Genomic DNA, 25,913 nt, shown 5'->3' on the forward strand with positions numbered 1-25,913 from the left:
AAGCTCACATTTGGAAAGAGGGATGCGCGTGACTGCCTTCGATGCCTCGAAGAACACCGCCGCCATGAACTTCGCCGACGCCGACGGCCGCCCGGTCACCGTGCGTCCCGTCTACCACTACGGGATCAGGCGCAACGTGGTCGAGCTGAACGTGGATGGCACGACTGTCCACCTTCCCAACGGCATCATCCGGAAGCTTCTCGATGGCATGACCTGGGCGGCCCTCCTCGGCGAGATCGAGAACCTGGCCATGGACAACCCCACCCCTAACGGCGCGTGAACGTGGCCCATCGCTCCGTATCGCAGTATTCGAGCTTCGTCCGCTGCGGCGAGGCGTACCGGCTAGAGAAGATCGCGCGGGCCCCCCAAAAACAGGCAGCCTGGTTTGTTCAGGGGACCGCCTACCACGAAGCGGTAGAGCGCTGGGAGAAGAGCCACCGCGCCTATGGGCCCGAGGCGATGGCGGCATGGTTCGAGGAAGCATGGGAACGGGACATGGCCGCCGCCCTGGCAGTCGAGCCGGATACCTCCCGATGGCTTACCGGGGGTGTCACGAAGTCTGAGACCGATATTAAGCGGCGTCGCGAACGCGGGCGCGCTCAGGTTGAAGCGTATTTCGAGTATGCGATCGAGGCCACGGAACGAATCTGGGAGCCGATCGAGGGTCAGCCGGCGGTCGAACTTCCATTCACGCTTGACCTCGGCGGTATCGAGATCCGGGGATTCATCGATCAGGTTGTGGAGTACCCGGACGGGCACCTTCGGGTACGGGACCTGAAGACGGGGACCAAGCTTCCCGACACGGCCTTTCAGCTCGCCATCTATGACCATGCACTGAACGACATGTTCGGCGAGAAGCCGGGCTTTGGCGACTTCTTCATGGCGAAGAACAACGCCCCTACCGACCCGTGGAACCTTCAGAACTACACGCTGGAGAAGGTCACCCGCTGGTTCCGCAACATGGACAAGGCCGTTCGTCTCGGCCTTTTCCTTCCCAACCCTGGTGACGCGTGCCGAGTCTGCACGGTCCGGCCTTTCTGCGACTTCAACGGAGTCGACGCGCGCCAGTACCCCTACGAAGAGAGTGTGAATGTCTGAGAACCCCGAGAAGTTCACCGTGACGCTGAAGGCGCACGGCGGCCACGACGCGACGTGGGTGGTCATCAAGGCCGCCAGTCAGGCCGAGTTGGTCGAACAGCTCGACGGCTTCGCGAAGACCGGAATCAGTGCGCTGATCGGCGAAGCCACCGCGGCCCTTCGTGCCGAAGAGACCCTCGGAGCCCAGCTCGGCGCCCGCCCTGTCGAGCACCCCGCGAGCTACGCCGGCAGCCCGGCCGCGCCCCAGGCCCAGGCCGCTCCCGCGACCCCGTACGGCACCCCTCCGACGTGCCCGCACGGCACGAAGCGCTTCCTGGAGAAGCCCTACAGGAACAAGCCGGGCAACTGGAAGGCGTGGGCCTGCCCGGCCCCCCAGGGCACCCCGGACGCGTGCTCGCTGGAGTTCATCAAGTAGGCCCGAAGCTCATATTTGAAACGGCAGGGGCGCGACTGCCGGGCCAACTGGCCTCCCAACGCGCCCTCTTCACGCCCCGTTTAAACCAACCCGCGGAGACATCATGCCTAGCACTCTCGACGCCCAGAAGACCCGTGACGCGGCTATCGCCCAGGTCGACGCAAACGCGGACGCCGAATGGAAGGCGTACGCCCTCGGCTTCGTGGCCGAACTGTCCGGCCGCATGGCCGAGTTCACCACCGATGACCTGTGGGACGCCGGACTCATCAAGCCGCGCGAGCCTCGCGCCCTCGGTCCCGTAATGCGCCGCGCAGCGAAGCGCGGACTCATCGCCACTACCGGCAACTTCCGATCCAGCCGTTACCGCAACTGCGCTCCCCTGCCCATCTGGACGGCCGCGTAACTACCTCCGAGAGGAGCGCCCTTGTACACCATTGTTCGAGCAAAGGGCGACGCCGGAAAGACCGGCGAGCCCCTCCCGACCCTGTTCAAGACCTTCGCCGCGAACACGGTGCACTTCCGCCGAGGACAGTTCACCATCGTGTCCGCTGCGCCCGGGGTCGGTAAGTCGGCCCTGAGCATGGCGCTCGCCCTGCACGCGCGCGTGCCGGCCTTCTACTTCAGCGCGGACACCGACCCCCAGACCATGTTCGTTCGGGCTGCCGCGAACGTCAGCGGGTGGTCGACGCGAGACATCGAAAACGCGATGGAGCGCGGCAACACCCGAGCCGTGGAAGCCCAGTTGGACGGCTTCGACCACCTGCGCTGGGACTTCACCGCGTCGCTCACGATCGACGACCTTGAAGCCGAACTGAAGGCGTTTGCCATCACGTACGGCATGTGGCCCGAGCTGATCATCGTCGACAACCTGTCGAACGTCGTGCCGGACGCCGAGGGCGACAGTTCTTCCTACGTTGCCCTGGAAAAGGTCTGTGAGTACCTGCACGAACTTGCCCGCGAGACGGGCGCTTGCGTGGTCGCCCTGCACCACGTCAAGGGTGACAGCAACGACGGTAACCAGCCGGTGCCGCTGTCCCAGATCAAGGGGCAGATTGGCCGTGTACCGGAAATGGTCCTCACCCTTCACCGGATAGGCGACGACGGCTCTCGCCAGATGGGTGTTTCCGTCGTGAAGAACCGTACGGGCAAGGCTGACGCGTCCGGGCAGATGATCCTCTACCTGGACGCCGACATGGAGCGAATGAGGCTCGTCGGATGATCGAGATAGACGTGATCGGCACCCCGGCCCCCCAGGGCAGTAAGCGGCACGTTGGCGGGGGCCGCATGGTGGAGTCCTCGAAGAAGGTCAAGCCCTGGCGTGCAGCCATTGCCAGTGAGGCCCTGAACCACACCTTCGGGCCATGGCCCTGTGTAGCCGTCTTCGCCACGTTCAGGCTTAAGCGGCCCAAGTCCCATTACCGGACTGGGCGTTACGCCGATCAGCTCCGGCCGGACGCTCCCGTGCATCCGGCGAAGTACCCGGACGTAGACAAGCTGTGTCGCTCCACGCTCGACGGCCTGAAGGCTGGCGGGGCCTTCGAGGACGACGCCCAGGTGGTCATCCTTGGCGCGCGAAAGGTCTACGCCGAACTCGGCCAGGATCCGGGAGCGCGGATACGGGTCTATCCCGCTCATTGATTCCGCCACCCGTCCGAAACTAATATTTGGAATGTGAGGGTGGGATGGAAAAGCCGCCGATTGCGGAAGTGCTAGAGCACTACGGAGCCGCCGATGTCCCCGAAGGTGATCGGTGGCTAAAGATCAAATGCCCCCTTCATGAGGATCGCAACGCGTCCGCCTCGGTCTGCACCGCCGAGAACAAATTCCGGTGCTTCGCTTGCGATATCTCGGGCGACAGCTTCGACGTAATCGCCCACCAGGAAGGATGTCGTGACTTCCCTTGTGCCCGATCCTGCGCTGAGAAGCTTCTTGGAGGAAGCTACGGCACGGTACGAAGCGGATCTGACGAGAAGCCCCGCCGCCGTGGCGTATTTGAAGAAGCGCGGCCTGTCCGAGGACAACGCAGCCTCCTACAGGCTGGGCTACGTCGAAAACCCCTTGCCGGGGCATGAATCCGCACGGGGAATGATTGCCGTCCCCTACCTGACTAGGTCCGGAGTGACGACCATTCGGTTCCGACGCCTCGGCGACGGTGACGGGCCGAAATACCGATCGGTCCCTGGAGACCTCCCGCGCATCTATAACGCGTCCGCGCTTCTCATCCCGTCCGACTACATCGCCATCTGCGAAGGCGAATTCGATGCCATAGCTGCGACCCTCACCGGAGTACCGGCTATCGGAATCGGTGGCGTTTCCGCATGGAAGCCCTACTTCGCGCGGTGCTTCAAGGGCTATAAGGCTGTCTACATTCTCGCCGACGCGGACGACAAGGGGCAGGGAATGGAATTCGCCGAGAAGGTCGCCGAGCAGATCAAGAACGCACGAATCTGCCCCATGCCCGCCGGACACGACGTGAACAGCTTCGTCCTTGCTAACGGCCCCGAGGCCCTTCTAGAACTCCTGGAGATCAAGAAATGAAGAACGCTCTTACCGACCTCGGGGCTCCCGAACTTCCTGCCGGCTACTTCTACCGAGTTGCGGACGATCTGTACGGCATCACAGTTCAGGTGCGCAGAGAGCGCCGCTTCGGGTCGGCTTTCGTGACCGAGGTCTACGCGACCCCGAAGGAGGGGCAGAGCGCGGAAAACGCCGTTGTCCTGGCCTGTATGAAGCTCTGTCGATTTGTCAGGGAGGCGGCCGAGGAGCGTCAGAAGACTGACGCCATGGCCAAGTACCTGGGAGATCACAAGTGACCAGCGAGGAACTGGCCGACGAAGTAGGCAACTTCATCCGCCGATGCCGAGGACGGATCCTCGGCATCGGCGCCGAACAGTACGAAGAGCCTGACGGGCGCCAGAAGTTCGAAACCATGCCGCTGGTTGAACTGGTCATTTACGCCCGAGAAGAAGCCCAAGACCTAGCCGTCTACGCGGCCATGCTCGACATCCGACTGAAGAAGCTCGAAGACGCCCTTCGAGAGAAGGACGTAACTCTTTGAAGCGCATCGTAGTCCTGTCTGACATGCAGATTCCCTTTCACGATAAGCGGGCCCTTCGGAACGTAATCAACTTCATCGGTGAATACCAGCCCGACGAAATTCACTCGGTCGGCGACGAAGTCGACTTCCCTCAGATCAGCCGATGGACGCGCGGCCAGGCCGGCGAGTATAAGGGCGACCTTCAGCAGCACTGCGACACCTTCGGCCGGGCCTTCGCCCAGCCGCTCCGGAAGGTCTATCAGGGCCCGGTTCACTTCGAGCGGTCGAATCACATGGACCGGCCCCTTACGTACGTGCGGACCCGAGCCCCCGGCCTTATGGGCCTGAAGGCCCTCGAAGTGCCATCCCTCCTCGACTTCAAGCGCTACGACATCAACTGGCATGAAGATCCTTACGAGATCGCCCCCGGATGGCTGATAGCCCATGGCGACGAAGGAGCCAGTTCCCGCCTTCCCGGCGGTACGGCCCTCGCCCTCGCCCGTAAATGGGGCTACTCGGTCATCTGCGGCCACACTCACAAGCTCGGAATTCAGCATGAGCACATGAGCGTAAACGGTCGGATCACCAAGGAGCGTTGGGGGTTCGAGGTCGGCAACTTGATGCGCTTCAAGAGCGCAACCTATCTGCGCGCCGGTTCGGGTAACTGGACGCAAGGCTTCGGAATTCTATACGTCGAGAAGAACCGCGTTACCCCCGTCCCTGTATTCATCCGTCCGAACGGATCCTTCGTGGTCGAAGGCAAGACGTACGGCTTCAAGACTGCTTAGGAGAGCACGCATGATCGACTGGACGAAGTACACGCGCATTGCCGAAAGCGTCGCGCGCAAGGTTGCCAATGAGTACCCCGGAATTGACGCCGAGGACCTGAGTCAGGAAATCCTTCTGCACGTAGTCGAGAAGGAGGGTTCGTACGTGACGGCCGACTATCCCGATGGGCAGCTTCGAAAGAACTTCCGTCAGGTGGCCGTGTCCTACGCGGGCCGTGAGCGGTACAAGTTCCTGTATCACTCGGCCCAGTACGTTTACACGTCCCCCGAAGTCCGCGCACTCTTCGAGAAGGCGTTCTTCAGGCCCGAGCTTTGGGAGAACCCTCCGACGAAGGATGACGGGAACTCGGTCACGGCCGGAGGAGTCATCGTTGCTCTCTGGGACCTCGACCGCGCTTACGGCGCCCTTCCCATCCTCGACGCTCAGGTGATCGCGAAGCGGTACGACCGGGAAGAACCGCTGTCCTCGGCCGAGACGATGAGGCTCTCTCGGGCTGTCGACAAGGTGGTTCGCGTCCTGAACAACGGCGTCGTCAAGCGTGACGCCCAGGCCGCCAACCATGCCGGCCCCGGCCTTCGCCGGGTGGGCGCCCGTGCCGACTAGCGCAGCGCTCGACAACGCTCAGGCGTGTTTCGAGGCCCTGATCACTGACGGACTTCCCTCGGGCACTGCGTACGCCTACGCCAATCGACTTCTCCCTGAAGGTGTCGACCTTCGGGCCCTGCACGACGAACAGGCCGATTCTTGAAGCGCTTCACCATCGTCGCGGCCCTGGCCGCTCTTCTCGCCCTCGGCGTAGTCGCGTGCGACAGCACGGGCGCCTGTGCAGCCGTCTCCCCCCGGCCCGCGCCCGCGCCTGCCCCGCGTGCCCCGTCCGTCTCCAAGCCGTCCCTTCCCCGGCCTCTCCCGACCCCCAAGGGGCCGAGTGGCAGCCACTCGGCGACGGTCGTTCCCATCCCGGTCTACGTGGACCCGCACCCCTCTTGCTGATCCTCGTCACTGGGTCCCGCAATTGGACCGACGCCCGGACGATCGAAAGGGAGATCTTCCGGGCCCTGTATGAGGCCAAGACGCCTCACAGCGAAGCGCTACTGATTCACGGCGCGTGCCCCACGGGGGCCGACGCACAAGCCGACAGGTACGCCGCCGAGACCGGCATGAACGTCAAGCGGTTCCCCGCCAACTGGGAGCGCCACGGCAAGCGGGCCGGCTACCTGCGCAACGCCGAGATGGTCGCCCAGGCGCCCGTGACCTGTCTGGCCTTCATCCTCGACGGAAGCCGCGGCGCTTCCATGACCGCAACTCTCGCTGAAGAAGCGGGCATTGAGACCCGGAGGTTCACCGCATGTTCCGCGTGATCGTCGACAACCCCCACGCCTACTACCCGAAGTTCCCTCGGGTGATCGAAGCCCCCACGGAAGAGCGGCTTGACGAGCAGGTCTCCCGATGCCTTTCCGGCATGAAGGGGCAGCACTCCGCCGCGAATTACGCAGAGACCACGGTGACCCGTGTCATCGGAACGCAGGACGTCACGGCCCGCTACGGCCTGGGGGTGGTCGAGTGAGGGCCTACCGCAAGGGGACGCGGCACCCCTACTGCCTGTACCTCGACGAGAGGGAGGCGGACGAGGTTGAACGGGAACTAGACCGGCTCAACTCCGAAGACTTCCCCGCCCTCGATCGCGTCTCGCGGCACCTGTCCAGGGTTCGGGGGGCCGTACGTGAGTGAGCTTGTCGTAGTCCTGGCGGGCAACCATGCGCAGTTCCGACAGTGGGCCCGCGCGGCCGGCCTGGACCCCCATAGCCGCTCGCTGGTCTACGCGCGGGACGTAGACGCGCTGCGCGGCATCCACGGGGCCCGAGTGGTGCGTTGCGGAACATGGCACCTGCGGCCGGACTGGAGAGAGCTGGACGCCTACTCCGCCGTCTGCGTGGACCGGACCGAGATGGCTCCCGCCACCTGACTTCCGGTACTCTCGGTCACGCACCTTCCCCTTCTCTCGCTGACACGGTGAAGGTGGTGCACGGCCCCCGCTTCGGCGGGGGCCGTTTTCGTATGCCCTGAACCTATCACTTGGCCCATCCTGTTTAAACGGTTGACGCAGATTCCAAATGAGAGTAACGTTCTTCCTGTCAGCGAGACGGGGGCCGGAAGAGCCGGTCACCGAATGTCGAAGGGGAAGAAATGAACGTCATCTCGGTCATGGGCGGCAAGATCCACAAGCGCCAGACCTTCGAAGGCGGAGAGGACTTCTACTTCCCGCTCTGCCGAACCGGCGACATGACCAACAAGGGGACGAAGTACAAGGGAGCCGAAGCCCCCGTGACGTGCTCGATCTGCCTCTCCTACGACGCCCCGAAGATCAAGGAAAAGGAGGAGGCTCCGACCCGCCGAGTCACCCGCGAAGAGTGGCTGCACCTGGCGATCGAGGCTCTCCGCCCCGAATTCGCGAAGATCGGCTTCCCTCTCCCCGAGAAGCTTCACGTCTCCGTCGGCTTCGGCTACGGCGCGAAGCGCGAGAGCGCGAAGGTCCTGGGACAATGCTGGGCGAGACGCGTCTCCGAGGATGACGTCAATCACATCTTCATCAGCCCCGAGCTGCGCGACGCCCCCCGCGTGCTCGATGTCCTGGCCCACGAACTGGTTCACGCCGCCGACGACTGCAAGTCTGGCCACAAGGGGGCCTTCGCCACGGCCGCGAAGGCCCTGGGCCTCACGGGCAAGATGACCGCTACGGTCGCCTCTCCGGAGTTCGCGGAGAGGATGGCGGCCCTGGCCGAGGAACTCGGCCCCTACGATCACGCCACCCTCTACCCGATGGGCAAGCCGATCCAGCCCAAGGAAGAGCCCAAGCCGGAAGACCCCGAGGGCGACCCGGAAGAGACCCCCTCGTCCTCGGGCCCGAAGAAGCAGGGCACGCGCATGATCAAGGTTGCGTGCACCACGGATTGCGAGTGCGGCGGATACGTCATCCGCACCACGGCTAAGTGGCTCGAAGTCGGAATGCCGATCTGCCCCTTCGGAACGGTCATGGAAATAGCCTGATCCGCCCGGCGGCCCCTTCGGGGGCCGCTTTTCGTTCCCCTGTAACTATGATTTGGAATCTTGTTTAAACAGTGCTACCTTCTCCCTTGTCAGCGAGAGACGCCGGAAAGGCCGGCGCCCGATCAAAGGGGAAGACCAATGCACTACGGAGACCCGAGTTACCGGCTCGTCTGCAAGTGGCACAAGCACTGCAACGAAGACCCGCATCAGGCGCACCGCTTCGAGTGGGTAAAGATCGAGAAGTAGCCAGAAGGCCCCCCGAAAGGGGGGCCTTATCTCGTTCAATGCGAAGCTAAGACTTGAAACTAACAGGGACTCAATGCTAGGTTCCAAATGTCAGCGAGAATCGGCCCCTTGGGCCGGAAGGGAACCCAGTGAATAGAACCGATAAGGCCGCCGCGGCCGTAGTTGCCGGAATCGCGGCCGGTGCCTTCACCCTCTCCTATGAGGCCCTCCGGGGCGTCTACCTGGGGAGCGACGGAAACCACGGGCTGAGCCCCGTATACCCGCTCATCGTCGAAGGCTTCGTCACGGTGGCCGTATGGGTCGCCTACCGGCTCCGAGACCACGGGTGGAAGGCCACCGCCTACCCGTGGATCCTCGCTGGCCTGTTCTTCGCCTACAGCCTGTGGTCGAACGCGCTACCCGAAACGGTTCCGGCCCCCGTGGTCAACGGAGTGCCGTCCCTCTCCGTCCCCCTGGCCGTTCACCTCTTCACGCACCTTCTGAAGAAGCGGGAGCCCCTGGCCGTCGAGCTGGCGGACTATGGCCCGGACGACGAAGAGCCCATGCCTGATGAGCCGTGGCCGGCCTGGGAGCCCCCGGCCGTTCAAGCCCCCATTTTCGCGGCCCTCACGGAGAAGCCTCGGGCCGTCACGGCGGCCACCGACTCCAGTGCGCTTATCCGAGAGTGGGGCCGGAGGAACGGCTACGCGGTGAAGGACACCGGGCGCATCCCTGTTGACGTCGTAAGAGCCTTCATGAAGGCGCACGGCGAAGCCGCTACGCCGTGAAGCTCGGGTGGTGCATGACGGGGCACCATCGCGCGTGCCCCCTTCAAACCCAAACCCTCACTTGTGGCTGTACTTGCCACGCTGGTAAAACGTTCACTGACGCTCCTGAATTCGCGAAGAAGGTATCTCCCATGGCCCAGAAGATTGTCACGCTCCTGACGGACGACCTCGATGGTTCCGAGGCCGCTCAGACCGTGCTTTTCGCCCTCGACGGGAAGAACTACGAAATCGATCTGACCGACGACCACGCCGGGGAGCTGCGGGAGGTTCTGGCCCCCTATGTCGGCGCGGGCCGGAAGGTGGGCGGCGGTGGACGCACCCCGGTCCGCCGTATGGGCGCCGCGAAGCCCTCGCAGGATTCGAGCGCGATCCGCGAGTGGGCCCGCGCGAACGGGCACGACGTGAGCGAGCGCGGACGCGTCCCCGCGAGCATCCGGGAGGCGTACGAGCAGGCGCGCGGCTGACCACTCTCGCCCTGAACCTGGCCCCGCTTCGGCGGGGCCTTCGTCGTTTAAACGTTGCGATAGCTTCCAAATCTCAGTATGGTCTTCCTCGTCAGCGAGAAACGGCCCACAGGGGGCCGGGAGGGAAGACTTATGTACCGCGCCATGCTCCTGAAGGTGGGAACCCCCGTCTTCGCGTCCAGCCCCCACAGGGGGTGTGTCGGGACGATCACTCGGGTGATCCCCCATGCCGGCATGTACTGGATCGAGAACGGCCCGGCGCTATGGAACGTCAAGGTCAGCGAATGGGACGTGCGCGCCTACCCGGTCCGATAGGGCCGTCGAGCCCCTGAGAGCCCCTACAGGCCCCCGCTGCGGCGGGGGCCTTCTCTGCGCCCGCGAACCCCCTGAACGGCCCCCTACGGGGGCGCGCTTCACCTCCCCTGGCGTGCGGCCGGCACTCCTGGCCGCACGCCCTGAAACTATGACTTGGAAGATGTGTAAACGTGTGGCGTTGATCACCATTGTATAGCTTGCTCGGCACTACCAAATGCTAGTAACGTCCGTCGGGCACGACCGAGGTTGGTCGTGGCCGCGTAGGACGGCCCGGGGGGTGGCACCCCAGGGAGACGACATGCCAAGGGAGAGCGGCCCCAGGAAACCGCCCTGCGGCCCCAGGAGTAACGTCCAGGGGAGTCCAGGCAGTTGGCAGTATGAGAACGGCTCTGCCTCACCAAAAGCCGACTCCGGATTCAGCCACCGGAAGGTAGAGAAGCCCGCGAGGGAACGGCATACCGAAGTAGCTAGACAGATCGGGTGAAGGCAGGCCCGGACCGGTACCCCTGCGGAAGGGGTGGGCGAGCGGCCCCCGGAGCTAGCTACACACACCCGGCCCTGCGGTGAGGCTAATTCCCTCAATACCGGTCCTGAAAGCGAGAGCCCCGACGGGCGTACCGAGGTACGTAGTCGACTCCACAGGTCCCCTCTTGAAGTGAGCAACCTCCAGCAATGGGGGGCCTATTACTTACTTCAAGGGGGGGTCCAACCCGCTCCCGCCCACTCAGGGCACCCGAGGCGTGGGGTAAGGCAAAGACGAAATACAACAGCAACAACACCCCAACCCGGGCAGCTAGACAGGAATTCCAAATACTAGTAACGTCTTCCTCGTCAGCGAGAGAAGTGCCAAGGAAGGGCGAGAAGATGGCAAAGGTGAAGCGGACCCCCGAAGGTCTCGCGAAGGCAATCGAAACCGCAGGCTTCCGAGTTGAGCGCCGAACGCATGGCTGGCTCTGCTTCCCCCTGAACCGTGAGTCCCCGACGGAATGGCTCAGCCGGAATACGGGCGACAGGGGGCAGCGAAACAACGAAGCAGTAGCAAAGAGGTTCGGCGTTCTGTAACCTCCCCTGGGGGCCGGGAAACCGGCCCCTTCACCGTGTCAGCGAGAAAGAAGGTTTAAACCATGCGCGACTATCAGGCCGTTGTCCGAGTGCGGCACCAGGGGCGCAACCTGGCCGAAGAAGGTGCCGCCCTCGACATTGTGACGGGCCATCTGGTCGACTACGGCGCCACGGCGCACATGGCCGACGGCTGGACTGAATGGACCATGACCGTGCGGACGCCGACCCTGTTCGACGTTGCAGCCGTGGCCGGCCGCGCCGTGCGGGCCGCGTACGGGGAGGCGTCCTGGGGCGTGACGCTCGTCCGCGTGGATGCGTGGCAGGTGGCCGAGTGGGAGCACTCGAAGGGCCTCACCGAGGACTGACAGGGCGCCCGTGGGGCCAACACTCGAACCACTCGGGGCCGGGCAACCGGCCCTTTCCTCTCGATCTGTAACTATGATTTGGAATCCTGTTTACACAGTGCTACCTTCTCCCTTGTCAGCGAGAGAAACCCCGGAATCCGGGGCAAGGAAGGGAAGCATGATGAGCGTTTCGCTCCGTAAGGACATCCACCACTGGACCTACTTCGAGGAAGACTGCCTGAGCTTCTGTCAGTTCTGCGGAACCATCCTCGACAAGGGGCACTCCCCCGCCAGCGATACCTGCACCTTCCTGCATGACGAGAAGTGCGTGTGCATCATCTGCGAGACCGTCAGGAACGGCTAGCGGAGCCGAAGGGGCCGGGAGACCGGCCCCTTCTTCGTCGCCTCCAAGCTGTCATTTGGAATCTTGTTTAAACGATGCTAGCCTTCCCCTTGTCAGCGAGAGGCCGGCCCGACCGGGCAGGCTTGAAAACTCAAGAGGGGAACATCGATGAAGATCTTTCGAGTTGGCGGCATGACGGACGAGATCACCCAGTGTGAGCTGTGCGGAAGGCCGGAACTGCGGGGCACGGTCCAGATGATCGAGCTGGACGCTGACGGGAACGACTTCGAGGATCACTACTTCGGGACCTCCTGCGCGGCTAAGGCCGCCGGGTGGACCCAAAGGGACGTGAAGGCCGGCGTGAAGGCCACCGAGGCGGCCAAGAGGGAAGCGGTCCGAGCTGTCCGGGAGGAAGAGGGCCGGAAGTTCTGCCAGGCCCGCGACGCTTACTTCCTCGCCAAGTACGGGGAGCGCTGCCACTTCACCGTAGCGCGCAAGACCGGGCGCAAGTCCTTCGAGCTTCTGTGCGAGTTCGAAGCGCAGTACACCCATTGAGACAATGAAGGGGCGGCCCGAACGGGCCGCCCCTTCTGCGTTTACACGGGCCCGCGGGCCCTACTCACTTCAGAGACCGACTGGCCCGCCTTCAACCGCCCCTCCAGCTCGACCATGCGCCGCACGTCCGGCCGAGGGTGAGTCCACTGGTTCTGGGGCACCTCGACCGCCTTCGCCGGACAAGCCGCCAGGAACGCCGAGAACTGGGCGTCACACCATGGGGGAACCCATGCTCCGGAACGGCACAGGAACACCGCGTCGAAGGTCACCTTCGGCGCCTGGCCGTCGTCGATGGTCATGCTCACAGGGATGAGGGGCCGCTCACTCGGCCGCGTCAAAGCCTCCCGCCATGGGGGGAAGTGAACGAAGACCTGAGAGCCGTTCCAGTAGTGCGCGAGAAGCCAGTTCTCGGCACTGATCGGACCAGTCTTCTTCCACTCATCAAAAGTCTGGTGGTTGGGTTGGTAGCCGCAATCATGGTGCGCGTCGTACAGGTGGACCGACTCCCAAGGTCCGTCCCCGCCCATGTTGGATGGAAAGACCTGGGACGCCCACGCGTTCGAGTCGGCATAGAACACTCTCGCATCGGGAGCAATGTGGAACCGGTCCCAGAACCCTTCAAACCCCTGACAGAACGGCAACGGCACCTCCGCCGCAAGGAAGGCGCGGATGCGCCGGAGCCAGATCGCCTCGACATGCATCGCATCCTCGGCAACCGGCCACGCGTACAGCCGCGCGTCCTCCCCAACGGGGGCGCCGGCCGTCGGTGTTGGAAAGAAGAAGTCCCAGTCAACAACCAGGAGGTGCATGGTTCGAACCTAACGGGAAGGGGAGCCCCCCGGCCTACGCCGAGGGGCTCCCGTTGGGGATGAGCGGTAGGTCAGTGGCCGGGGGAGCCGCTACCGCCGTTGCCGTCGCCTCCCTCGATATCGGTGTTGTCGGACCCGTGTCCGCCGTTGTCGTCGTCGCCACCCCGGGGGGTAGCCTTACGGGTGAGTGCGTCCTTGAGCGTCACGGCTTTCGCCTCTCTCAGGGTGCGGCCGAGGGCCTGTCCCACGGCTGTCGTGCACTTGCGACCCGTCCCGAACGTGTGAGCCGTCCAAAGCAACGCGTTCGGGACGGGGCCTTACCTGCCCCTGCCCGGCCGACCGGGCAGGGGCAGGAAGTCTCAGGGGGTCACCGGGCGCCGCCCGTCGCGGCGACAACAAGGGCCCAGCCGAACAGGCCGTACACAGCGAAGGCGCCGAGGGCCCACACGATGCGCTCCCAGGCCCACCGGTTCTTCACGCCTGCCTCACCACTACGGCCATGTCCTCGGCGGTCCGCGCGAAGAGCGCGTGCCCCGTGGCTGCCGTGTGCTTGATCGCGTCGCCCTGGGCCCGGTCGACATCCGCCGTAGGCGCGACCGTCCAACGACAGTCCGGGTGGATGCAGCGCAGCGTTAGGGTCCGCTCCCCGTCCGGGTGCTGCGTGATGACGTGGTCCACGAAACCGAAAACCCTGGTCGCCATCACGCGGTACCAACCGGCGTCGACAGCACTCGCGCGGCTCGAAGCTCCGCCTCGGTCGGCGCCCTGAGCTGATCCGCGGTGCTCTCCCACTCGCGGCCCCCACCGGGCGGACGCAGGTAGAAGACTGAGCCGAACTGGCGATCAGTTACGACACCTAGGCGGCCGGCCAAGTCGACCGCGAAGAGCCCCTTACGCGGCTCCCACTCGGGCATAGCCCCTTCCCGGCGCTCGCTCACGGCCGCCGCCAGTCCGCCGCTCGGCGGTGCGGGTGGTTGCCGATCTGGTCATTCATGTTCTGCCGGGTGACTCCCTGGGAGGCCAGCCGGACTCGGGCGAAGCTGGCACAGATCATGCACCCCTCGACGGGGACGGGCTCCAGCAAGAGATCGGCCGCCCAGGGCGGGGCCGCGAGCGGCCCCTCGTCGAGCTGGCGCTGAAGGCCATCCCTCACGGCCAGGAGCACGGGGCGCGTTCCCGGGGTAAGAAGCTCCCAGTGTCTCGCGCGAATCCTGCGCTCGATCGGCGGCTCCTCGGGCGCCCGCCCATGCTCGATCGGTACGCGTACCGAAACCGTGTCCATGATTCTCCCCTCGCTGACGTTGCCTCTACGCAACCGCAGGAACACGCCTGCCGGGTACCGTCGTTGAAGGGGAGAAAGTAGAAAGAGTAGAAACCCGAACCGTGCCGGAGGAGTCCATGAGCGACCGTCAGCCAAACTTGGCACTTGCCGGACTGCTTGCCGAAGCCGACTGGACGCAACCCCAGGCCGCCAATGCGTTTACACGCGCCGCAGGTGAAGCGGAACTGTCGGCTACGTTCACGAAGCACAACGTGAGCAAGTGGCTCGCGGGGCACATGCCGCGACCGTCGTCGCGGCCGGCCATCCTCGAAGCCCTGTCGCGAAGGCTCGGGCGCCCAGTGACCAGCGAAGAAGCAGGCTTCGAAGCCCCGATGGCTGATTCGGGCGTTCCGGACTTCCTGACGGGGGACACTGCGGAGGGACTTGTCTCTATCGGAAGGGCAGACATGGACCCCCAGCGCCGCAGGTTCCTTCAGGCAAGCCTCTACAGTGCCGCGCTCCCCATTCCAGCCTTCCGCGAGCTAGTCGACCGGGAAGAGTCCTCGGCGACGGGACGCACGACACGGATCGGAGCGGGCGACGTGGCCATGGTCAGAGTCATGACGGACCGCATCGCCGACATCCTCGACGAACTCGGCGGAGCGCACGCACGACCGATGAGCGCCGCCTTCCTGACCAACACGGTCGCCCCTTACCTACGCGCATCGGGAGCCGAGGCGGTAAGACGGGACATGCTGTCCGCCGCCTCGGACTTGACCTATCTCACAGGCTGGATGGCGATGTATGAGCGCGACCACGGCCTAGGGCAGCGCTACTACCTCCAAGCCCTTAAGCTGGCCGGCGCCGCCGAAGACCACGTCACGTACTGCCGGACACTGCGCGGCATGGCGCTCCAGGCGGCCAATCTGAAGCACGCACGGAAGGCCCTCGAACTCGCGGACTCCGCCGCCGAGGCAGCCCCTTCTTCAGGCCCGCGACTGGTCGCCTTCCTTCGCGGACAGCAAGCACACGGCGCCGCCCTAGTGGGCGACCGCGCCCAGGCGTTTACACGGCTCCGCGAGACCGAGGCCGCCCTCTCGAAGGCCGACAACCGCAAAGACGCCGTCGGAGGCTACGACCTGTCCGCGTACTTCTTCCATGTGTCGAGCGTGACGTACGCACTCGGCGACATCGCCAGCTCAGTGAAGGCCATGCAGGACAGCAACCGTGTGCGGCCCCCCGTCGAAAAGCAGGGCCGCGCGCACGCGAACGGCCTCCTCGGGCAGCGTCAGCTAGAGCTAGGACACCTTGAAGCCGCGTGCCAGACCTGGGGCAACTTCCTCGACGACTACGAGCAGCTCAGCTCTTCCCGCGCTGATGAGCACTTCGACATCATGCGTCGCCGGCTGGCGCCCCACCTGAAGAACGGTCACGCGCGCGACCTAGCCGAACGGGCACGCGAGGTAGCCAAGTCGAAGGCCGCAGCCTAGTGCTAGGCAGGTAGCCGGGAGCAGCATCGCTCCCGCCGGTACGATCCTGCCTACGTGTCACGTTCGCGAGGGGGCAGGATTGGAACTGGCAGGGTACGTAGGGTCCGATGACTTTTGGACAGCGGTCATCACGGGTGTAATCGGCGTCGCAGCCATTGTCGCTGCCGTATGGGTTGGCCTATACGTGGCTAAGCCTCGCCGGGGCCTCAAGTGGAAGCAAACGCGGAACGTCTCGCTACTTCAGCAGCACAGCAGCAGTATCGGCGTCACTCACATGGGCGCGACTGTAAGCCGCCCCCGCGTGGTCGAACTGACGATCAGGAACGTGGGCAGAAGAGACGTTGAGGCTTCCCACTTCAGTACCGGGAACGGCGAATCGCTGGTATTCGACTTCGGCACAGAGATCATTTCTGTTCTAGGCGTTCAGTATGAGCCGTCCACCTCTAATGGCGCCACGGCTGGGATCAGTGCCGCCGATCCCGGAAAATTGCATATCGGTCCCGCGCTAATTCCACAAAAGGCAAAGGTCACGTATACGCTACTTGTTGACGGTCCACGGCGCGATGTGCAACTACGTACGGCACTATTGACTCAGACGCCAGTCAAGGTGGATGAGCCTGGCCCATTCCAAAAAAAGGTGCTAGCGCGACTTGCGCCCCTTATTGCAACCGTCATGGTTACCGGGGGCGGTGTTCTGGCGGGTCTATGGGGAAACAATGCGGCGGACCTAGATAAGGGCGTTCACAGTGGTCCGGCAGTCAGCGGCCCGCAGGAAAAGGACGCCACACCAGCAAACTGTCGGCAATGGCAGCGTGACGAAGCGATGCAACCTACGTTCATCAGGCTGTGCATTCCGTTTCCGGAAGCTACCCAAAAGCCCTGAACGCAAAAAGGCCCCCGCACCCAGAAGGGTGCGGGGGTTTGGCATGCCGGGAGCTAGCCCTTGTCCGCCAGGTCCACATGCGGGACGCCAGGGGTCAGCATGGCGTCACGGGTCTTTGCGTCCTCGACGCGCTGAACGGCCTCACCACCAGCGAGGCCGAGGACGGCGGCGGCCAGACCGAGAAGCTCGGCCTTCGGTAGCTCGACGCCGTACGCGGCGACCAGGGCCAGGACGGCGACCGCGAGGGAGTACACGCGGGCCGGATGAGCCTTGAAGAGGTTCATGCGTTTTCCTTACTTGTTGTAGGCGAGAGAGAAGAGGGCGACCCAGCCCTTCGGGCCGATGGCCACATCCCAGGTCGAACCCTTTGCCGCGTACTGCGGGTACTTCCGGAGGAACAGGCCCACCGACTCCTGAGTCTTCGGGCCATAGCTGTCCGCCTCCGGGACGGACTTGTTCATGAAGCCGGCCGCCTTCAGCGCACGCTGAAGAGTCCGCGCCGAGGGCGCCGAAGCGTTCGGCTTCAGCCCCTTCGGGAACGAGGGAGCGACGTAGTTCGGCGGAGCAGGCTTCGAGGTCGGCTTCGTAGGCTCGACGGGCTTCGGCGACAGCTGCGCGTTTACACGCGCCAGGAAGTAATCCCAGGGGAAGTTGGGGCCCGGGTCGGAGTGGTCAGTCTGGCCGTAGGCCGCCGAAACGTCACGGTGACCGACGATGCCGCGCTTACCAGCCTTCAGCTCGGCCGCGGTGAGCTTGACCGCCGGAACCTTGTGCTTCTCGCACCAGCCGGCCACGACACGCGCGGCCTGCTCCAGGACGCCCTTCGAATACTGGTCCAGCCACTCGGCGCGCGACTGACGCGCGTACCCGGCAAGCTCGATGCCCAGGCCGTCAGAGTTGGCGCCCGGAGCGTGCCAAGCCCGGTCGCCATCGGCGACGCAGCGAACCGCACTGTCGTTGTCGACGCAGACGTGAGCCGAAGCCTTCGAGGACGCGGGCAGGGTCGAGAACCAGCGCGCCACGTTCTCGGCAGTCTTCGGGCCCTCGGGGGCCTCCATGTCGTGAACGACGATTACGCGGATGGGAACAGTACGGCCAGGGCCGAACCAGCGTGCCTGAACGAAATCCATTAGTGAGCCTCCGAGATAAGAGAAGTAAGTTCCTGGTGTTGGGTGACCATGAGAGAGCGAAGCTCTGCAATCGCGGCTTGTCCGGTAACCAGTTCAGAAAGGTGCCGATTCTCGGCTTCGAGACGGGCGACACGCCCGCTCAGTTCGTCTAGCTGCGCTTCGAGTCGATCGGCTCGCGCTTTCTGCGCTTCGGCTTCGCCCTTCCAGATCTCCGCTGTCTGGTTATCGACGGAGGAGCGGACGCGAACGTATCCGGCTGCCAGGGCTCCCACGGCTGCCAGGGCTCCAAACGCCCAACCGGAAATGCTGAGGATGTCCATCGGGTCTTTCCGGTTCTAGGTGGTGCTCAGCCAACGGAATTCCATGCCGGTAACACGCTGGCCGATATCCAGGTTCAGCGTTGTGCCACTGGTCTGAAGGGTGAAAAGTTCGTAGTGATCACCGGCGGTACATGACAGCTCGAAAGTCCGAGTGATGAACGTCGACGTTCCAGCGACCGCAGCAACGTTGATCGTCGTCAGAGTGCTTCCTGCGGACGAGCTACCACCTGAATTCAGGCGAAGGTTCAGCTGGCGGTAGCCGGTAGCGTGAACCGGGTATCGGGCGTAGATCGAAACGAGGTACTGCCCGGAAGTGTTAATGGTGATCCGGCTCGGGTTGACCGTCGTCGAGTGCATGGAATCGGTGTCCCACTGCTCGCCGTCGAAGGGAATCAGAACGCTTGATCCGGTAGGAACAGGCGCAGGGTTAGCCGGATAGACGTTCGCGCGCGGCGGATTCATGAGGAAATCAATGGGCGTCTTCGTTGCTGCGGTCAGCTTTGACGCCGTGACCTTCTCGCCCGCGAAGAATTGCTGCGTAGTGGGGACGGCTGCCATGGCGGCGGAACTCCAGGAGTGAGGGAACAACAAAGGGGCGGCCAAAAGGGCCGCCCCTGAGAGCGTGTAAACGGGTCAGCTAGTAAGCAAGGATCGTCGTCTGATCAAGTAGGCCAAGCGCGGAATCTTCGAGGATCCAGACGTCCGACGGACCAGCCGGCGACAGGGCAAGAGTCGTTTCCCATTCCAGCGTTCCGCCGTTCACGGAAACATCCGTCTGAATCGCCTCGATGAAGAAATCAAGGGCAACCTCCGGCGCCTGACTCGGCAGGTCGGAGAGTCTGACGCGGTCTCCGATCTCCACGCCCAGGGCGACGAGGAAGAGCCCCGGAGTCGCAGACGCCTTCAGTGTCACAGAATCACATCGGACGATCGGCTGTGAATACTGACTCACCAGAACGTATGCCGCGTCCTGGATAGCCGCATCCGAGGAAACCCGCAGCTCGATACTCTTCGACTTTCGCCCGAAGGCCGCCGCCGAAACCGCATCCTTCACAACACCTTCAGCACCGTTCGGCCGCTTATACGGGACTTCGTTGATCAGGCGGTCTTCGTCCATCTCGAACGTCAAGCCTGGTTCGTATGGAAGGCCGAGAGAGTCGCCCAGTTCGAAGCGCACTCCGGCACCCTGTCTGCGCGTCCGGTTGTGATAGGTCAGTCTTCCGTCGCCATCCATGAACGAGTATCCGGAAGCATCCTCCGCGGTCGCCTGAATCTCGTCCAGGGCCTTCGTTCCGGGACTCCATGAGGGACCCTGAACGAGGCTTGCCCCTTCGTCGAACGCGGATTCACCGAAGTACTCTGCCATAAGCGCGATTCGCGCAAGACGAGAGTTCTCGCTCTCCACGAAGTCCAGGCCGCCGTAATCGGCGATCCTCCAGATGTCGTCAATGTTTAGGGCACCGATGTCCCAGTTCCAAATAGCGAGGTGGCCATAGCGTCCGTTCGCATACTCTTGATATAGGGAACCGGCCTGGGCCCCGCCGAGTGAAGCCCAACGCATATCGCGAAGCGTGAACCACTCCTGATACGGGAGGACCATGCTCGCCTCGACCTGACCATCAAAATAGGCGTTAAGTGCACCCCACCCGTGAGTCACGGTAATGAAGGTCGGCTTCGAAGAGGAAACGGACTTGGTCGAAGTCATCGTGTGAGAGACGTCGTTGATCCGAATCGCGACAACGAGCTTTCCCGTCGAATTTATCTGAATCTTCAAGTGATCCGCCCCGTTCTCGTCCCAAGACCGGAACAGGGTCGCCATCTGCCCTGAAGACGGGTACACGGGATGGCACCAGAACGCCACGGTGATATCGCTGGAGAACGGAAACACTCGGGCCCCGTTCTCGCAGATATCCACGACCGTGCCCTGATTTGCTGCCACGTTCGCCAGGCTGTAACTGGTCGCAGGATCGTTTCGGACTAGCGAATCCGCACCCAGGCGAGGGGTGCCCCCGCCGTACTTCGAGGTGGACAGCCGCGCCGGCTGCTGTTCGACGGCCACATTCGCTAGTCGCGTAGAGCCCTCCGGCTCGCCCAGAGGCCAGTACCCAAGGGGGCCTGTAGTGAGGATTTGCTCTTGAGTCGCGGTACGAAGCTCGGTGCTTGCAAGTACGCCGAAGCCGTCAACGGCGGACACGTCCGCCGAGGCCGTGAGTCCTTCGCTCGTCACAGTCCACTTCTCCACGTAGCCGTGGAAGATCGACCCTCCGGGGAGCCACTCGCCCACCGTGCCGCCCTCTTCGAGCTGCACCTCATCGACGTAGAACACGCCGAAGTTGTCGCCGCCCTCCTGAGAGCCGACTTCGATCGCGGCCCAGACCGCCTCCGGCGGAGCCGTGGCAGTGACCTTCGGCAGTCCCGACCACCCGGCCGCGCTCGGCGCCACGGAGGCCCCTCGGGCGCTCGACCCGTAGGACGTGCCGGTGTGGTCGTACCAAACGATGCGGGCGGCCAGGGACACGTTCGGGGAACCAGCCTCAAGCCGAACCTGAGCAGTCGCCGAGTACGTACGTCCCCCCGCGACGCGCGTCACCCCTGCCGGCTGCCATCGCTCGCCAAATCGGCCGCATAGGACGCTACTTGCGAACGGGAAGACGCCGTTGTTGGCCATCTGCACACGGATGGATCCCGCTCCGGACTTCGGCACTGTGGCCCAGGAGTGATAGACGCCCCCGATGTGATCGGACCTGAAGGAGCTGCCGCTACGGCTGGCGTCGCCGCCCGTACTGACGTCCTTCGGAGCCATGTTGGACGTGCGGATCCGAACGCGGCGGCGGGGCGTCACGTTCGGGTAGTACGGCCGCCCCGCCTTCCCGGGGGTGAAGCGGCCGTCTGAGTTGTCGAGAGAGAGGGAGAGGGTTCCAGCTTCGATGCGGTCGAGTTCGCTATTGCGTCCTCGCCGAACCTGAAACCCTCTCACGTACCCGCTGATATCGGTCCACGTATACGCTTTAGAGAAGGGGCCACCATCAAAAGCAACCTCCACAGTGACCTTCGGGATCTGCACTAGAAACCCGTCCTTCCCCCGTTCCGCTTTCCGCTGCGAACGATCTCGTCTCGAACAGTTCCGGCAATCGACTTGGCTAGCGCCCTCTCGGAAGTCACGTTCCCCTGAACCGTCACGTAGACGTTCGGGGCCGACTGCCCAAGAGTCTGCATCGCCTTTCCATGGGCTATAGACCTGTTAGCAAGCCGCCCCGTGGGACGCGTGCCAGCCAATTCGTTCACGGCCTTCTGAACGTCACCCTGGCCCGACCTAATACCATGCTCGAAGCCCTCAGAGGTGAACGCGCCCAGCACCTTGAAGACGCGGCTAGGCGACTTGATCCCCAACGCCTTCTTCAGGTCCCGGACCATCTGCTTTGCCATCTGGTTGATGGCAAGGGTGAGGAGGCTTTCCTTTACCTTCAGACCCTTGATCAAGCCCTCGGTGGCACGAATGCCAGCGTCGTAGTAGTTACCCGCAACTACACTCCCGAGCTTCCCCGCCTCGGAACCGATTGCTCCGTAGGTGGAGTTCAGTTCCTTGATCTCGCCGCCGCCAGCGTTAAGGAGGGCCTGGGCCATCTGGCCGCCCTCTTCGGGGCCGGCCTGGGCCATCTCGTTGATAATGCCCGCGCCGAGACCGCGCTTCGCCAGAATCTGAAGGTTGTTCTGGAAATCAATGATTCCCTTCAGCTTGCCCTTCAGTCGAGCAAGGATCGCGTTCGCCGAGTTGTCTCCGTACTCCGAAGAGTCGAAGGCCCCCATAAAGCTGGCCGAATCCCTGGCCTTCTGCGAAACAGATGAAGCCATCTCGGCCTTAGCCTTGTTGAGATCCGTCAGCTTCGCCTGAGCCGCAGCAAGCTGCGAATGGACCTTGTCACGCTGTGCTGCCAGATTCTTCAACTTGGAGTTATACGAACCCACCAGCTTGAGAATGGCGGGGCCGTTCTTCTTGAGTCGCTGAAGCCGAGCGGCCTCGGCCTGGATCTCCCTCTTCTCGGCGTCAAGGCCCTTCAGCTTCCGCCGATCCGAAGCGATGTCTTCTCGAATGCGCTTCTTCTGAGTAGCGGTGAGACCCTTCTTTCGAAGCCTCAACTCGGCGTCCTCGATCCTGCGAAGGATCTTCCGTCGAGCCTCCGCGTTCTTTTCGAGGGCCGCGTTCCCCTTCTTCAGCTCCGCCGCGTTGTTCGCGCCGATGCCGGCCTTCAGGAGGGCATTCAGCCTCGCAATCGTGTCGCTCAGCTTCTTTGAACCGCCGTTGATGCCGACTACGAGACCTTCGACAACGAACTTTCCGATTTCCGCCATGACGCGCGAAGGCGAATGAATCCCGAGGGCCTTCTTGATCGGGCCAGGGATCTTGTCGATGATCGCCTGAGCGGCACCCATGACCGCCCCCAGAGAGCCCTTAATACCGCGAACAAGACCGCTGATTATGTCCCGACCGATATTCAGAAGCGTGCCGGGAAGACCCTTGAAGAATCCCGAGATTTTCGACGGAATGTCCTTCACGACCATGAGGATTCCGCGACTGTTCACGACAATCGTTTGCTTGATGCCGTTCCAGCCGAGGTTCCAAATGTTCTTGATGAAGGTGATTCCGCCAGAGATCACGGAACGGATGCCGTTCACCCATCCGGACACGCCGCCCTTGATGAAATTCACAACGGCCGTAAAGGCAGACTTGATGCCGTTCCAGCCGGAAGACCACAGGGAAGTAATCTTCGAGAGGCCACCGCGGAGCAGTCCAAAGATGCGGCCGAAGATGAAGATCTGAAAAGCTCCGACGATCAGATCCCAGATACCCGAGAAGATCTGCTTGACGCCATTCCATGCCTTCGACCAGTTTCCGGTAAACAGGCCAATGAAGATGTTGGCAACACCTTGGATAACCGAAAGAGCGCCGCTGATCACGTTCACGATTCCGGACCAGAGGCCCTGAAGGGTGGATATGACGACCGGCCCAATAAACTTCCACAGGAGCGCGAGGATCGGCGCGAGGACGTCAACGGCAACGCCGATCGCCTCCATAACGGTCGTAAAGACCGCACCGAACCGCTGAAGCACAGGCTGAGCCTGGGTGAACATCCCTTGTAGAACAGGAACGATGTCCGACCGAAGGAAGTTCACGAACCTTTGGAAGTGCGGAAGCACCGCATTCACAAGACCCATAAGGGCTGGAAGAACGCTTCCCGTCACAACGGAAACGATCGTCCCGAAGACAGGTGCCACGATCCCCAGAAGATCGCGGAAGAGCGGGAGAAGTGTTGTGCTGAGAACCTGGCCCAGGTGCATAAAGGTCGGCACTACGGCCGCGATGCCCTGCGCGAGCGCGGGCCCGAGCTGAGCCTGAACCGTCGAGACAAGGGGGCCGATGGCCGCCTGTATCTGCCCGAAGACCGGGGCGAGACGCTGAATGGCGCCCTGGCCGGCAGTGATCAGGGACGCGAAAGCCGTCGTGAAACCGACTTCGAGACGCCGTTTAAACTGTTCGACCTTCGCCGCAGCGTTGTTGTGCAGCGTGTCAGACATCCGCGACGCGGCACCCTCTACCTGTCCGAGGGCCTGAACGGCAGTACTCGGGTCGAGCGCGTAAAGCGCGTTTCCGAGATCCTCGCTCTTCGATCCGAAGAGATCGAACGCAATCGAGTTGCGCTTAACGGGATCCTCGACGGCCCGAAGCTTGTCCAAAGTCGTATCGAGTGCCTGGGCAGCCTGCTTACCTCCCGCGCCCAGCGCGGCAACCATCTTGTTGGCGTCAAGGTCCAGTCGACCGAAACCCTTCTTGATGCCATCGGCACCCTTAACGGCCTCGATCGAGAATTCCTTGACGGTATCCGCCACAATGTCGGCGTCACGCGCGCCAGCCCGAAGGCCCTGAACCATAAAGCCGGTAGCCTGAGCGCCCGAGAAACCCATGTTTCGGAACTGCGTGCCATACTCGTTCAGCGTGTCCAAAAAGTCTTCCGACTTGTCGGCACCCCTCACGAAACCCGCCGCCACGATGTCGAGAGCTTCCTTCGCGTTCCGGGCGAGGCCCGTACGCATAAGCTGGGAAACGCCTCGGGTGACGGCTCCGAGGTCCTGATCAAAGGTCTCGGCGAGGGTGAGAACCTTCGACGTGATGGGCTTGAAGTCCACGCTGTTGATCGCTATTTCAAGGTCCTGCGACACGCGGCGCACGGCGTCACCCGAGCCCGCCACCGAGTCCCCGAAGCCGTCCGCGTAGAGCTGGCCGGCCAGGTCGCCCGCGGCCTTCGCGTCGGCCCCTGAAAGGCCCATCTGCGCAGCCAACTTGGCTTCCTGGCCGATCTGCTCCAGGCCCTTCGCGAAGCCCACAAGCGCGGCCACGGGGAGCGCGGCCAGGACGGCCGCACCCATGCCCGCAAGGCCAGCCTTAAGGCCCGCGAAACGCCCGCCCATGTCGTCGACCTGGCCGCCCGCCCCCTCGGCTTCGTCGCCGAGATCCCGAAGAGCCTGCTGAGCCTGGGACGAGTTTCCGACAATGACGACGCGAAGCGTTCTCTGATCCGCCATTACAAAGACTCCCCCCGGCTAGAGTTGTATTCGTTCATGTAGTTACAGAAAGCGCGGTACTCGGCCGCGCTCATCTGCCGAATCTCGGCGGGCGACATGCGGTAGAAATGGCAGAACGCCGCCCGATCCTTTAGGCGTTCTGCGCGACGTCGTTTCCCGGGCCGTCCTCGGTGCCGACCAGCTCAAGCGCAGAAACCTTCACCGCGCGAGCGTCAGCGAGAGAGAAGTCAGGCTTCTCCATGCGCTGAGTGATCCAGATAAGAGCCTTCAGGGCCTTCGTGCTGATCTGAGTCTGAAGCTCAGGGCGGCCCCTCTCGTCGAGAACCTTGCGGCCGTCGGCACCAATTACCGGCTTCGGCTGAAGAACCTCGTACAGCGGGGCGCCCACGACCTCTTCGAAATCCTCAAGGTCACCGATCGTCAGGACGTCCGGGTCAATGCGAAGGGCAACGGTCTCAGGGTTCTTGCTCATTCTGGGAATGCCTCCTGTGAAATCGCGTCGATGCGACGCATGTACTCGTCAATAAGCTCGGGACCCTTCTCCCGGATCGCCGGGTGAAGGAAGTAGCCGGGGCCGCCGGCCCAGCCGGAAAACGCGTTTCCGCGCCAACGGCGGAAACCTCGGGCGAGAACGCCACGGATCGTTCGCTTCTTTGCGCCGAACTCGGCGCCGAGGGCGTACGGCTTTCGGGCAGAACCGAGGCGGACGGCTGCATAGTTCTGTGTCTTCGTTGCCCTGAGGGATTCCGCCGCAGCCTTTTGCTGGCGCGACAGCCCGACGGCTTTCGACTTCGCCGCATCCGTCAGCTTGTCGGCGACCTCGAAGTTCGCTTCCTTCACCCCGTCGCGGAGGCCATCGGCCCCAACCCGCGCGAGAGCGCGGGTGAATTGGGCTAGGCCCTCGACGTTTGCGGCGACACCGTCGATAGGCATAGCCCACCTATATTCCAAATAGTAGCTT

Annotated in this window: 33 protein-coding genes and 1 pseudogene; 23 read left to right on the forward strand and 11 right to left on the reverse strand. The window is 63.4% G+C overall.

Annotated elements, in window-relative coordinates:
- Window positions 1–28 precede the first annotated feature (28 nt).
- The 21 genes and pseudogenes from ACFVZH_RS08010 to ACFVZH_RS08110 all read left to right on the forward strand — a co-directional run bounded on the left by ACFVZH_RS08010 (window position 29) and on the right by ACFVZH_RS08110 (window position 12,480).
- Window positions 29–280 (forward strand): hypothetical protein, encoded by a 252-nt coding sequence (locus ACFVZH_RS08010; protein ID WP_384894433.1) that lies wholly within the window; start codon window positions 29–31, stop codon window positions 278–280.
- A 2-nt stretch (window positions 281–282) separates the two neighbouring features.
- Window positions 283–1,098 carry a RecB family exonuclease gene (locus ACFVZH_RS08015; protein ID WP_384894435.1) on the forward strand — a complete coding sequence of 272 codons (816 nt, stop codon included), beginning with the start codon at window positions 283–285 and terminating at the stop codon, window positions 1,096–1,098.
- Window positions 1,091–1,513, forward strand: a complete 423-nt coding sequence (locus tag ACFVZH_RS08020) for a hypothetical protein (RefSeq protein WP_384894437.1) — start codon at window positions 1,091–1,093, stop codon at window positions 1,511–1,513. The genes ACFVZH_RS08015 and ACFVZH_RS08020 overlap by 8 nt, the downstream gene beginning before the upstream one ends.
- A 103-nt stretch (window positions 1,514–1,616) precedes the next feature.
- On the forward strand, window positions 1,617–1,916 hold the full coding sequence (locus ACFVZH_RS08025; protein WP_384894439.1) for a hypothetical protein: 300 nt from the start codon (window positions 1,617–1,619) through the stop codon (window positions 1,914–1,916).
- 21 nt (window positions 1,917–1,937) lie between these two features.
- A complete protein-coding gene (locus ACFVZH_RS08030; RefSeq protein WP_384894441.1) occupies window positions 1,938–2,732 on the forward strand; it encodes a DnaB-like helicase C-terminal domain-containing protein in 795 nt (264 codons plus the stop codon).
- Window positions 2,729–3,151, forward strand: a complete 423-nt coding sequence (locus ACFVZH_RS08035) for a RusA family crossover junction endodeoxyribonuclease (protein ID WP_384894443.1) — start codon at window positions 2,729–2,731, stop codon at window positions 3,149–3,151. Before ACFVZH_RS08030 ends, ACFVZH_RS08035 begins: the two co-directional genes overlap by 4 nt.
- 44 nt (window positions 3,152–3,195) lie before the next feature.
- Window positions 3,196–3,390 (forward strand): annotated as a pseudogene (locus tag ACFVZH_RS08040) (CHC2 zinc finger domain-containing protein); the annotation flags it as partial.
- A 13-nt stretch (window positions 3,391–3,403) separates the two neighbouring features.
- Window positions 3,404–4,051 (forward strand): toprim domain-containing protein, encoded by a 648-nt coding sequence (locus ACFVZH_RS08045; RefSeq protein ID WP_384894445.1) that lies wholly within the window; start codon window positions 3,404–3,406, stop codon window positions 4,049–4,051.
- Complete coding sequence (locus ACFVZH_RS08050; protein ID WP_384894447.1) at window positions 4,048–4,326, forward strand: hypothetical protein; 279 nt, start codon at window positions 4,048–4,050, stop codon at window positions 4,324–4,326. The genes ACFVZH_RS08045 and ACFVZH_RS08050 overlap by 4 nt, the downstream gene beginning before the upstream one ends.
- Window positions 4,323–4,571 carry a hypothetical protein gene (locus ACFVZH_RS08055; RefSeq protein WP_384894449.1) on the forward strand — a complete coding sequence of 83 codons (249 nt, stop codon included), beginning with the start codon at window positions 4,323–4,325 and terminating at the stop codon, window positions 4,569–4,571. The genes ACFVZH_RS08050 and ACFVZH_RS08055 overlap by 4 nt, the downstream gene beginning before the upstream one ends.
- Entirely contained in the window at window positions 4,568–5,338 is a 771-nt protein-coding gene (locus tag ACFVZH_RS08060) for a hypothetical protein (protein WP_384894451.1), read from the forward strand. Before ACFVZH_RS08055 ends, ACFVZH_RS08060 begins: the two co-directional genes overlap by 4 nt.
- 10 nt (window positions 5,339–5,348) lie before the next feature.
- Complete coding sequence (locus ACFVZH_RS08065) at window positions 5,349–5,942, forward strand: hypothetical protein (RefSeq protein WP_384894453.1); 594 nt, start codon at window positions 5,349–5,351, stop codon at window positions 5,940–5,942.
- Between the two features lie 380 nt (window positions 5,943–6,322).
- Window positions 6,323–6,697: a DUF2493 domain-containing protein gene (locus ACFVZH_RS08070; protein WP_384894455.1), complete on the forward strand. Its 375-nt coding sequence runs from the start codon at window positions 6,323–6,325 to the stop codon at window positions 6,695–6,697.
- On the forward strand, window positions 6,685–6,903 hold the full coding sequence (locus tag ACFVZH_RS08075; protein WP_384894457.1) for a hypothetical protein: 219 nt from the start codon (window positions 6,685–6,687) through the stop codon (window positions 6,901–6,903). The genes ACFVZH_RS08070 and ACFVZH_RS08075 overlap by 13 nt, the downstream gene beginning before the upstream one ends.
- A 156-nt stretch (window positions 6,904–7,059) precedes the next feature.
- On the forward strand, window positions 7,060–7,302 hold the full coding sequence (locus tag ACFVZH_RS08080; RefSeq protein WP_384894459.1) for a hypothetical protein: 243 nt from the start codon (window positions 7,060–7,062) through the stop codon (window positions 7,300–7,302).
- A gap of 221 nt (window positions 7,303–7,523) precedes the next feature.
- Window positions 7,524–8,384 carry a hypothetical protein gene (locus ACFVZH_RS08085; RefSeq protein ID WP_384894461.1) on the forward strand — a complete coding sequence of 287 codons (861 nt, stop codon included), beginning with the start codon at window positions 7,524–7,526 and terminating at the stop codon, window positions 8,382–8,384.
- Between the two features lie 374 nt (window positions 8,385–8,758).
- On the forward strand, window positions 8,759–9,397 hold the full coding sequence (locus tag ACFVZH_RS08090) for a histone-like nucleoid-structuring protein Lsr2 (protein WP_384894463.1): 639 nt from the start codon (window positions 8,759–8,761) through the stop codon (window positions 9,395–9,397).
- A gap of 131 nt (window positions 9,398–9,528) precedes the next feature.
- The gene (locus ACFVZH_RS08095) at window positions 9,529–9,861 is read left to right on the forward strand and encodes an Lsr2 family protein (RefSeq protein WP_384894465.1); all 333 of its coding nucleotides are present in this window, start codon (window positions 9,529–9,531) and stop codon (window positions 9,859–9,861) included.
- Window positions 9,862–11,300: 1,439 nt separating this feature from the next.
- The gene (locus ACFVZH_RS08100; protein ID WP_384894467.1) at window positions 11,301–11,603 is read left to right on the forward strand and encodes a hypothetical protein; all 303 of its coding nucleotides are present in this window, start codon (window positions 11,301–11,303) and stop codon (window positions 11,601–11,603) included.
- A gap of 157 nt (window positions 11,604–11,760) precedes the next feature.
- Window positions 11,761–11,946: a hypothetical protein gene (locus ACFVZH_RS08105; protein WP_384894469.1), complete on the forward strand. Its 186-nt coding sequence runs from the start codon at window positions 11,761–11,763 to the stop codon at window positions 11,944–11,946.
- Between the two features lie 171 nt (window positions 11,947–12,117).
- Window positions 12,118–12,480, forward strand: a complete 363-nt coding sequence (locus ACFVZH_RS08110; RefSeq protein WP_384894471.1) for a hypothetical protein — start codon at window positions 12,118–12,120, stop codon at window positions 12,478–12,480.
- A 41-nt stretch (window positions 12,481–12,521) separates the two neighbouring features.
- Here the strand turns inward: ACFVZH_RS08110 and ACFVZH_RS08115 are convergent, their stop codons facing one another.
- The 3 genes from ACFVZH_RS08115 to ACFVZH_RS08125 form a co-directional block, all read right to left on the reverse strand.
- The gene (locus ACFVZH_RS08115) at window positions 12,522–13,289 is read right to left on the reverse strand and encodes a hypothetical protein (RefSeq protein ID WP_384894473.1); all 768 of its coding nucleotides are present in this window, start codon (window positions 13,287–13,289) and stop codon (window positions 12,522–12,524) included.
- A gap of 474 nt (window positions 13,290–13,763) precedes the next feature.
- Entirely contained in the window at window positions 13,764–13,991 is a 228-nt protein-coding gene (locus ACFVZH_RS08120) for a hypothetical protein (RefSeq protein WP_384894474.1), read from the reverse strand.
- A gap of 232 nt (window positions 13,992–14,223) precedes the next feature.
- Window positions 14,224–14,571: a hypothetical protein gene (locus ACFVZH_RS08125; RefSeq protein ID WP_384894476.1), complete on the reverse strand. Its 348-nt coding sequence runs from the start codon at window positions 14,569–14,571 to the stop codon at window positions 14,224–14,226.
- A 116-nt stretch (window positions 14,572–14,687) separates the two neighbouring features.
- Between ACFVZH_RS08125 and ACFVZH_RS08130 the strand changes: the two genes are divergently transcribed.
- Both ACFVZH_RS08130 and ACFVZH_RS08135 read left to right on the forward strand, forming a co-directional pair.
- Entirely contained in the window at window positions 14,688–16,040 is a 1,353-nt protein-coding gene (locus tag ACFVZH_RS08130; protein WP_384894478.1) for a hypothetical protein, read from the forward strand.
- A 301-nt stretch (window positions 16,041–16,341) separates the two neighbouring features.
- On the forward strand, window positions 16,342–16,923 hold the full coding sequence (locus tag ACFVZH_RS08135; RefSeq protein WP_384894480.1) for a hypothetical protein: 582 nt from the start codon (window positions 16,342–16,344) through the stop codon (window positions 16,921–16,923).
- A gap of 53 nt (window positions 16,924–16,976) precedes the next feature.
- Here ACFVZH_RS08135 and ACFVZH_RS08140 read toward each other — a convergent pair whose 3' ends face one another.
- From ACFVZH_RS08140 to ACFVZH_RS08175, 8 genes are all read right to left on the reverse strand, one after another.
- Window positions 16,977–17,207 (reverse strand): hypothetical protein, encoded by a 231-nt coding sequence (locus ACFVZH_RS08140; RefSeq protein ID WP_384894482.1) that lies wholly within the window; start codon window positions 17,205–17,207, stop codon window positions 16,977–16,979.
- A gap of 9 nt (window positions 17,208–17,216) precedes the next feature.
- Window positions 17,217–18,053, reverse strand: coding sequence for an N-acetylmuramoyl-L-alanine amidase (locus tag ACFVZH_RS08145; protein ID WP_384894484.1), 837 nt, complete (start codon window positions 18,051–18,053; stop codon window positions 17,217–17,219).
- Window positions 18,053–18,373: a hypothetical protein gene (locus ACFVZH_RS08150; protein WP_384894486.1), complete on the reverse strand. Its 321-nt coding sequence runs from the start codon at window positions 18,371–18,373 to the stop codon at window positions 18,053–18,055. The genes ACFVZH_RS08145 and ACFVZH_RS08150 overlap by 1 nt, the downstream gene beginning before the upstream one ends.
- Window positions 18,374–18,388: 15 nt before the next feature.
- The gene (locus ACFVZH_RS08155; protein ID WP_384894488.1) at window positions 18,389–18,931 is read right to left on the reverse strand and encodes a hypothetical protein; all 543 of its coding nucleotides are present in this window, start codon (window positions 18,929–18,931) and stop codon (window positions 18,389–18,391) included.
- Between the two features lie 79 nt (window positions 18,932–19,010).
- Entirely contained in the window at window positions 19,011–21,437 is a 2,427-nt protein-coding gene (locus ACFVZH_RS08160; protein WP_384894490.1) for a LamG-like jellyroll fold domain-containing protein, read from the reverse strand.
- On the reverse strand, window positions 21,437–24,952 hold the full coding sequence (locus ACFVZH_RS08165) for a phage tail tape measure protein (protein ID WP_384894492.1): 3,516 nt from the start codon (window positions 24,950–24,952) through the stop codon (window positions 21,437–21,439). The genes ACFVZH_RS08160 and ACFVZH_RS08165 overlap by 1 nt, the downstream gene beginning before the upstream one ends.
- A gap of 130 nt (window positions 24,953–25,082) precedes the next feature.
- Window positions 25,083–25,424 (reverse strand): hypothetical protein, encoded by a 342-nt coding sequence (locus ACFVZH_RS08170; RefSeq protein WP_384894493.1) that lies wholly within the window; start codon window positions 25,422–25,424, stop codon window positions 25,083–25,085.
- Window positions 25,421–25,885 carry a hypothetical protein gene (locus ACFVZH_RS08175; RefSeq protein WP_384894495.1) on the reverse strand — a complete coding sequence of 155 codons (465 nt, stop codon included), beginning with the start codon at window positions 25,883–25,885 and terminating at the stop codon, window positions 25,421–25,423. The genes ACFVZH_RS08170 and ACFVZH_RS08175 overlap by 4 nt, the downstream gene beginning before the upstream one ends.
- Window positions 25,886–25,913: the final 28 nt, after the last annotated feature.

Source organism: Streptomyces sp. NPDC059534 (assembly GCF_042743475.1).
In the GTDB taxonomy this organism is placed as follows: domain Bacteria; phylum Actinomycetota; class Actinomycetes; order Streptomycetales; family Streptomycetaceae; genus Streptomyces.